Consider the following 2,762-nt stretch of genomic DNA (forward strand, 5'->3'; position numbering starts at 1 on the left):
GCCCGGACTGAGCACCGCGGTGACCAACGCGCTCAGACTGTTCAGCTTCGCTCTCCTGGACCGCGGCGACCTCACCACCGCGCTGGGCATCGCGGCGGGCAGCCTGCTGGCCAACCCCGCCGTGCCGACCGGCCTCGCCGCCACTCTTACCGCGACGCTGCCCGTCCTCGACTCCGCCCTGCTGGCCGACTCCAGCGTTGCGCAAGCGCTCGGCTCCACCGTCCGCGAGGTCATCGTCTCGCTGACCGCCGACCCCAACCTGCGCGCCGTGATCGGCGCCCCACTGCTGGCGCTGCTCACCGAGAACCTCGGCGACAGCCTGGGCGGCGCGCTGGGAACCGCCGCGGCCGATGCGCTGGCCGACGCCTCGGTCCGCGTCGCGTTGGGCTCCCTGCTCGACAACACCATCACCGACTTTCTGGGCCAGCCTGCGCTGCGCTCGGTGCTTCTCAGCGCCGTCGACCAGATCGGCACCGCGGTGCTCTCGGGTACCGAAGTGTCCGTTGCCGTCGGCGAGGTCCTGCCGGCCCTGCGGTCCGATACCGCCTTCCTGACCGCCACCGTCGGCAGGCTGGTGACGTCGGTGCTCTCGTATGTTGCTCTGCGCCAAACGATCTCGTCCACCGGTGATCTGGTGGTCACGACCGTCCTGAAAGATATCGGGTTGCCCGAGGCCCTCGCCGCCCTCGCCGGCCGGGTCACGAAAGCCGCGGCGGGCTCACTGCTGCAGGACCCTGCCGTCTGGGTGTTCGCCAGTCGCCTGGCGGTGACCGTCGCGGCCGGCGGCGACGTGGTGGGCGAGGCGATCCGCGCCGTCGTCACCTCGCCGCCGCTGCGGGCGGCGCTCGGCACCGCCGTGGGCCGCGGCGTCGGCTCGCTGTTCGGCGACACCGAGGTCGGCAGGGCGATCGGCGCCGTCGTCGGTCTGATCACCGGCGGGGCGGTGACTCAGCTGCTGGACGTGGCCGCCGCGATCGGCTCGCTCTTCCTCGCTCCCGAACCGGCCGCGGATTCCACCGCCGCGCCGCGGCCGACCCCCGTGTCCGCACCCGCCCCGCTCGGCGGTCAGCGCCGGTCACCGAGCGGGCGGGGTCCGGCGCGGGTCAGCGCGCTGGCGGCCTGACCCGGCGGGTCGCCCCCCACAGGCTGACGGCGATGCCGGCCACCGCACCGCCCAGTCCGATCACCCGCTGGGCCGGCCCGAGGTCGTCGTGCACGCTGAGGCCGCCGAGCAGGTCGGCCACATCCGCGCCGCCGGAGGCCAAAAACCACCCGCGGGTGTCCCGGCCGCGCAGCGCGGCCGCCGCCAGCAGACCGCCGATCAGCGCGTCGCGGTACCCCATCGAGCGCAGCAGCAGACGCGCGGTCGGCGCCGGCTGCTCGGGGTCACCCCAGATCCGGTTCACCCGGACCGGGTCGATCAGGAACGACGCGCCCGAGGCCAGCCGGATGCAGCCCACCGCGAGTGCTGCGCGGTCAATCGGCATGGGCGGCAGCCTAGAGCGATCGGTCCACCTGCGTGCCGAAACAACCGCGTCGCTGAGCGCAGTCGCCGGCCGTCAGTCGCTGAAGACCGTCGTGCCGAATCCGCTGGGGCTGGCCCCGTTGTAGATCGGCGCCAGCGTGTAGGGAGTCCAGCCGGTGTTGAACAGCGATCCGGTCCTGACCGCCGGTCCGTTCGTCGCGGTCGTCGTATACGAGTACAGCAGCGTGCCGTCGACGGTGTAGACGCTGATTTTCGTTCCCGCGGGAACGCTTCCGCGTGCGGTGGTCGGCCCGGTGTAGATCGAGGAACCGATGAGTCCGTTGTTGTACCCGGAGTCGATGTTGACATCGGGGATTTCCACCTTCGGCCCGTCGTCGATCTGGACCAGCAGGGTGGCAAACGGTGCTCCGGCGACCGAGACACCGGGTCGTGAGTTGGGGCCGAACTGCAGCCGGCCGCCGGCGCCGTCGATCAGCGCGCCCTGATTGAGGGTTCCCGGCAGCGCCGTAATCACGATGCTGGTACCCGGATACCCGTTGTTGGGCCCGATACCCCACACGCCGTCGATCGGGATACCCGCCCAGTAGGCATTGAAAACCGGCACCGAGCTCGGCGTGAGAACATCGACGGCCGTCGGTGCAGTGACGATTCCGTCCCCGAAACTCACCGTGGCGCTGTAGGTGTCGTAGTACAGGCTGCCCACGCCGCCATAGTTGAACGGACCGCCGGAGTAGACCGGGGAGCCCAGACCCGTTGGGGTGTAGTTGATCACCAGACCGGTTGCTCCGCTGTCCAGCAGCACCGGTCGCGGCGGCCCGCCATTGATCGACACGTTCACGATCGGATAGGCATAGAGGCCGGATTGCACGAAGGTCGTGATCGGGATGATTGCGGTCTGGGCAACCGGAGTGCCGTTGGTGCCGTTGGGGGCGCCGGTGCCGCCCGTACCGCCGGTGCCGTTGATACCGGACGTGCCGACCGGACCGCCACTGCCGCCTGTCCCGCCGGAGCCGCCGTCCCCACCATTGGCTCCGGCGCCGGCCGTTCCCGCTTTGCCGCCGAGACCGGCACTGCCACCGGAGCCGATTGTCCCGGCGTTGCCACCGACCCCACCGAAGCCGCCGCCACCGCCGTACGCACCCGCACCGACGTATTGGGCGGTGCCGCCGCCGCCGGCGTTGCCGCCCTTACCGCCGGTGCCGGCGTTGCCGCCGCTGCCGCCGTTGGCCCGGGTTCCTCCTTGGCCGCCGAGGCCGCCAGAGCCGCCGAAGCCGCC

3 protein-coding genes are annotated in these 2,762 nt (G+C 71.6%); 1 reads left to right on the forward strand and 2 read right to left on the reverse strand.

Annotation, left to right across the window (positions count from 1 at the left end; translation table 11 throughout):
- Nucleotides 1-1,123 (forward strand): hypothetical protein (locus ACKOB8_RS09365; RefSeq protein ID WP_526376940.1); only part of this gene is annotated, 1,123 nt, incomplete at its 5' end.
- Here ACKOB8_RS09365 and ACKOB8_RS09370 read toward each other — a convergent pair.
- Together ACKOB8_RS09370 and ACKOB8_RS09375 are read right to left on the reverse strand one after the other, a co-directional pair.
- Nucleotides 1,104-1,487 carry a DUF4267 domain-containing protein gene (locus tag ACKOB8_RS09370; protein WP_526376941.1) on the reverse strand — a complete coding sequence of 128 codons (384 nt, stop codon included), beginning with the start codon at nucleotides 1,485-1,487 and terminating at the stop codon, nucleotides 1,104-1,106. The genes ACKOB8_RS09365 and ACKOB8_RS09370 overlap by 20 nt on opposite strands.
- 72 nt (nucleotides 1,488-1,559) lie before the next feature.
- A partial coding sequence (locus ACKOB8_RS09375) for a PecA family PE domain-processing aspartic protease (protein WP_526376942.1) occupies nucleotides 1,560-2,762 on the reverse strand: 1,203 nt, incomplete at its 5' end.

The organism is Mycobacterium sp. (assembly GCF_046091765.1).
In the GTDB taxonomy this organism is placed as follows: Bacteria; Actinomycetota; Actinomycetes; order Mycobacteriales; family Mycobacteriaceae; genus Mycobacterium.